We start from the raw sequence: 4350 nt of genomic DNA on the forward strand, positions 1-4350 counted from the left end.
TTTTTTTTTTTTTTTTTCTCCCCCTGTGGGGGGGGTGGGGGGGGGGGGGGGGGGCGCGCTCGCCCCCGCCCGGGGGGGGGGGGGGCCGGGGGGGGGCCCCCGCCCCCCCCCCGACCGGGGCGCGGGGAGGAGGTCGCCAGGGCCTAGGGAACCGGGCGGAGGGTGACCGGTCTGGGGGTGAGGGCGCGCAGCACCAGGTCGATCCGGATCCTGGCGGCCCCGGCGCGCTGGAGGGCGGCGGCGACCGCCCGCAGTTCCTCGGGGCCGGTGCAGGCGAGGCGGAGCTCCAGGTCGGCGTCGCCGGCGAGGGAGAGTCCGCCCTGGACGGCCGGGTGCTCGGCCGCCAGCCGGTCGAAGTCGAGCGGGACCGGTCCGTAGCTGACCCGGGCGAGCGCGTGCAGCGCCCGGGCCGGCTCGGGTGGTTCCGGTTCGGGGTCAGGGTCCTCGGGGACCAGTTGGAGGGCGGTCACCGGTGCTGGAGCTGTGCGGTCGGGGCGGGGGCGAGCGGGGTGGCGGGTGCGGTGACGGGCGGGGCGACCAGGCGCGGGTCGAGGACGAGGGTGTCGATGCCGAGGGGGGCGGTGAGTGCGCGCAGGGCGGGTTCACCGAATTCGGTGAAGGCCTGGTCCGGCCCGAAGAGGGCGGCGAGCGACTCGGGGCTGGAGAAGCCGACGGCGCAGCGGCGGCCGTCGCGCAGGCGGAAGAGGCGGAGGGCGGTGGTGGTGCCGGTACTGGAGACGGTGACCGGAACGTGCCAGACGACGCGGGCCATGCGAGTGCTCCCGGGTGGGGTGGTGGTGCCTGCCGGAACTGCTGCTTCGACGCTAGGCCGGGTTCCGCCGGGCGTCGCCGGTCCTGACGCGGCGTTGACCGAATGAGGTGGTGCGTTGACGCACCCCTGACGGTCGGTTCACCCGAGTGGACTAAACCACTCCCTATCATTACGTAAACATCCCTATCGGATGGTATGTTTCCTGCGGATGGGGACGTTCGAGAGGATGGTCGCAGGTGGCGCAGTACTACTCGGTGGAACAGGTGGCCGAACTGCTCGGCCTGCACGTGCGCACCGTCCGCGGCTACATCCGCGACGGCCGGCTCGCCGCGACCAGGATCGGCAAGCAGTACCGGATCGCCCGTGCGGACCTGGAGGCCTTCACCGGCGCCCCGGCCGCCCCGCCCGCACCCGTGCCGGGTGCCGGCCCGCGGCGCGCCGAGGTGTCCGCCGTCGTCCGGATCGAGAACGTCGACCGGGCCGCCGCCGACCGGCTGTCCAACGCCGTGCTGGCCGCGATCGCCGGCCCGCGCGAGGGCGGCTGGCCGCTGCACGTCGAGACCGTCCACGACGAGGAGCGGGAGACCCTGCGGCTCGTCGTCCTCGGCGATCCGGCCGACACCGCCGCGCTGCTCGGCATCGTCCACACGATGACCTCGTCCATGCACTGAGACCTCGTCCAGGCGCTGACGCCGGCCGCGCCGGATGGCGTCGGTCACACCGGATCCGCATCGGGATCCGCATCGGATCCACAGCGAACCCACATCGACCAGGGAGAACGGCAATGTCCGAGCAGTACGGCACGACGGTCCTGCGGCTGCCCGCCGAGGGCGCGCCGATCCGCGAGGAGCAGGACGCCATGGACGTGATCGGCGACGCGTTCGGCCGCGGCGCCTCCTGGGTGGTCGTCCCCGTCGCCCGGCTGCACCCGGACTTCTTCACGCTGCGCACCCGGGTCGCCGGCGGCATCGTGCAGAAATTCGTCAACTACCGCGTCGGCCTGGTGGTCCTCGGAGACATCGCCGACCACGTCGCGGCGAGCGACCCGCTGCGCGACTTCGTCCGGGAGAGCAACCGCGGCCGACAGCTCTGGTTCCTCGCCGACGAGACGGAGCTGGCGGCCCGGTTCGCCGAGGTCTGAGCGTTCTCCGCTTGCCCCGCACCCGCCCCGGGACCACGGTGGAGCTGACCGTCGGCGCGCCCCCGGGGCACCCGGCGCACGCTCCGGGGCGGGGGGAGGTGGAGCTAGGGGGCCGTGACGAGATATCTTGACGTCAAGACGTTGGAGACGTGAAGCGGAGTACCGATGACTGACTCGACCATCATCTATACGCACACCGACGAGGCTCCGGCCCTGGCGACCTACTCGTTCCTGCCGGTTGTCCAGGCATACGCCTCGACGGCGGGTGTGCGCGTGGAGACCCGCGACATCTCCCTGGCCGGGCGGATCATCGCGAGCTTCCCGGAGCGTCTCGCCGAGGGCCAGCGGATCGAGGACGCCCTCGCCGAGCTGGGCGACCTCGCCAAGACCCCGGGCGCCAACATCATCAAGCTGCCGAACATCTCGGCGTCCATCCCGCAGCTGAAGGCCGCCGTCGCCGAGCTGCAGGCGCAGGGCTACGCGCTCCCGGACTACCCGGACGACCCGCAGACCGACGAGGACAAGGACGTCCGCGCCCGTTACGACAAGGTCAAGGGCAGCGCCGTCAACCCCGTCCTGCGCGAGGGCAACTCGGACCGCCGCGCCCCGGGCTCGGTGAAGAACTACGCCAAGACCCACCCGCACCGCATGGGCGCCTGGTCGGCCGACTCCGAGACCAACGTCGCCACCATGGGCGAGAACGACTTCCGCTCCACCGAGAAGTCCGCCGTGATCGCCGCCGACGGCGCGCTGCGCATCGAGCTGGTCGCCGAGGACGGCAGCGCCACCGTGCTGCGCGAGCGCGTCCCGGTGCTGGCCGGCGAGGTCGTCGACGCCTCGGTGATGCGCGTCGCCGCCCTGCGCGAGTTCCTGACCGCCCAGGTCGAGCGCGCCAAGGCCGAGGGCGTGCTGTTCTCGGTCCACCTCAAGGCCACCATGATGAAGGTCTCCGACCCGATCATCTTCGGCCACGTGGTCCGCGCCTTCTTCCCGAAGACCTTCGCCAAGTACGGCGAGGTGCTGGTCGCCGCCGGTCTGGACCCGAACAACGGCCTCGGCGGCATCCTCAACGGCCTGGACGGCGTGCCGCACCTGGGCGCGGAGATCAAGGCCTCGTTCGAGGCCGAGCTCGCCGAGGGCCCGGCCCTGGCGATGGTCGACTCGGACAAGGGCATCACCAACCTGCACGTCCCGAGCGACGTCATCGTCGACGCCTCGATGCCGGCCATGATCCGCACCTCCGGCCACATGTGGGGCCCGGACGGCCAGGAGGCCGACACCCTCGCCGTGCTGCCGGACAGCAGCTACTCCGGCGTGTACCAGGCCGTCATCGACGACTGCCGCGCCCACGGCGCCCTGGACCCGGCCACCATCGGCTCCGTCCCGAACGTCGGTCTGATGGCCCAGAAGGCCGAGGAGTACGGCAGCCACGACAAGACCTTCGAGATCGCTGCGGCCGGCACCGTCCGCCTCGTCGACGCCGAGGGCAACGTGGTGCTGGAGCAGGCCGTCCAGCCGGGCGACATCTTCCGCGCCTGCCAGACCAAGGACCTGCCGATCCAGGACTGGGTCAAGCTGGCCGTCACCCGCGCCCGCGCCACCGGCGACCCGGCGGTGTTCTGGCTGGACGAGAACCGCGCCCACGACGCCGTCCTGATCGAGAAGGTCAAGAAGTACCTGCCGGAGCACGACACCACCGGCCTGCAGATCGAGATCAAGTCCCCGGTCGAGGCCACCACGTTCTCGCTGGAGCGCATCCGCCGCGGCGAGGACACCATCTCGGTGACCGGCAACGTGCTGCGCGACTACCTGACCGACCTGTTCCCGATCCTGGAGCTGGGCACCAGCGCCAAGATGCTGTCGGTCGTCCCGCTGATGGCGGGCGGCGGCCTGTTCGAGACCGGCGCCGGCGGCTCCGCCCCGAAGCACGTCCAGCAGCTGGTCAAGGAGAACTACCTGCGCTGGGACAGCCTCGGCGAGTTCTTCGCCCTGGCCGCCAGCTTCGAGCACCTGGCCACCAGCACCGACAACGCCCGCGCCCAGGTGCTGGCCGACACCCTGGACCGCGCCACCGGCACCTTCCTCAACGAGGACAAGTCGCCGAGCCGCCGCCTCGGCGGCATCGACAACCGCGGCAGCCACTTCTACCTGGCCCTGTACTGGGCCCAGGAGCTGGCCCAGCAGACCGCCGACGCCGAGCTGGCCCAGGCGTTCGAGGGCCTGGCCAAGGCGCTCGGCGAGCAGGAGACGACCATCGTCGACGAGCTGATCGCCGTGCAGGGCTCGCCGGTCGACCTCGGCGGCTACTACCAGCCGGACCCGGCCAAGGCCGCGGCGGTGATGCGCCCGTCCAAGACCTTCAACGAGGCGCTCGCCAACCTCGCCTGATTCCAGGGGAGTCGAAGCACCGGGAGGCTCCCGGGTCCGGTACCGGACC

The 4350-nt window shown here is 71.8% G+C and carries 5 protein-coding genes; 3 read left to right on the forward strand and 2 right to left on the reverse strand.

The annotated features are described in order from the left end of the window. Window positions 1–143: 143 nt before the first annotated feature. Together ACFWPI_RS34725 and ACFWPI_RS34730 are read right to left on the reverse strand one after the other, a co-directional pair. Window positions 144–470, reverse strand: a complete 327-nt coding sequence (locus ACFWPI_RS34725; RefSeq protein WP_063350300.1) for a hypothetical protein — start codon at window positions 468–470, stop codon at window positions 144–146. Beyond that, window positions 467–772 (reverse strand): SAV_915 family protein, encoded by a 306-nt coding sequence (locus tag ACFWPI_RS34730; protein WP_063350301.1) that lies wholly within the window; start codon window positions 770–772, stop codon window positions 467–469. The genes ACFWPI_RS34725 and ACFWPI_RS34730 overlap by 4 nt, the downstream gene beginning before the upstream one ends. Window positions 773–1008: 236 nt before the next feature. Here ACFWPI_RS34730 and ACFWPI_RS34735 point away from each other — a divergent pair, with 236 nt between their 5' ends. The 3 genes from ACFWPI_RS34735 to ACFWPI_RS34745 all read left to right on the forward strand — a co-directional run bounded on the left by ACFWPI_RS34735 (window position 1009) and on the right by ACFWPI_RS34745 (window position 4301). Beyond that, window positions 1009–1443, forward strand: a complete 435-nt coding sequence (locus tag ACFWPI_RS34735; RefSeq protein ID WP_380380978.1) for a helix-turn-helix domain-containing protein — start codon at window positions 1009–1011, stop codon at window positions 1441–1443. Between the two features lie 113 nt (window positions 1444–1556). Continuing rightward, on the forward strand, window positions 1557–1913 hold the full coding sequence (locus ACFWPI_RS34740) for a DUF4180 domain-containing protein (RefSeq protein WP_063350303.1): 357 nt from the start codon (window positions 1557–1559) through the stop codon (window positions 1911–1913). Between the two features lie 165 nt (window positions 1914–2078). After that, window positions 2079–4301: an NADP-dependent isocitrate dehydrogenase gene (locus ACFWPI_RS34745; RefSeq protein ID WP_063350304.1), complete on the forward strand. Its 2223-nt coding sequence runs from the start codon at window positions 2079–2081 to the stop codon at window positions 4299–4301. Window positions 4302–4350: the final 49 nt, after the last annotated feature.

The sequence above is a fragment of the Kitasatospora sp. NPDC058492 genome, assembly GCF_042720685.1.
Lineage (GTDB): Bacteria > Actinomycetota > Actinomycetes > Streptomycetales > Streptomycetaceae > Kitasatospora.

Excerpts from the sequence above, each read along its gene's own strand:
- ACFWPI_RS34740 (WP_063350303.1), top strand. The coding sequence starts at position 1,557 with ATGTCCGAGCAGTACGGCACGACGGTCCTGCGGCTGCCCGCCGAGGGC.
- ACFWPI_RS34730 (WP_063350301.1), bottom strand. The coding sequence starts at position 772 with ATGGCCCGCGTCGTCTGGCACGTTCCGGTCACCGTCTCCAGTACCGGC.
- ACFWPI_RS34745 (WP_063350304.1), top strand. The coding sequence starts at position 2,079 with ATGACTGACTCGACCATCATCTATACGCACACCGACGAGGCTCCGGCC.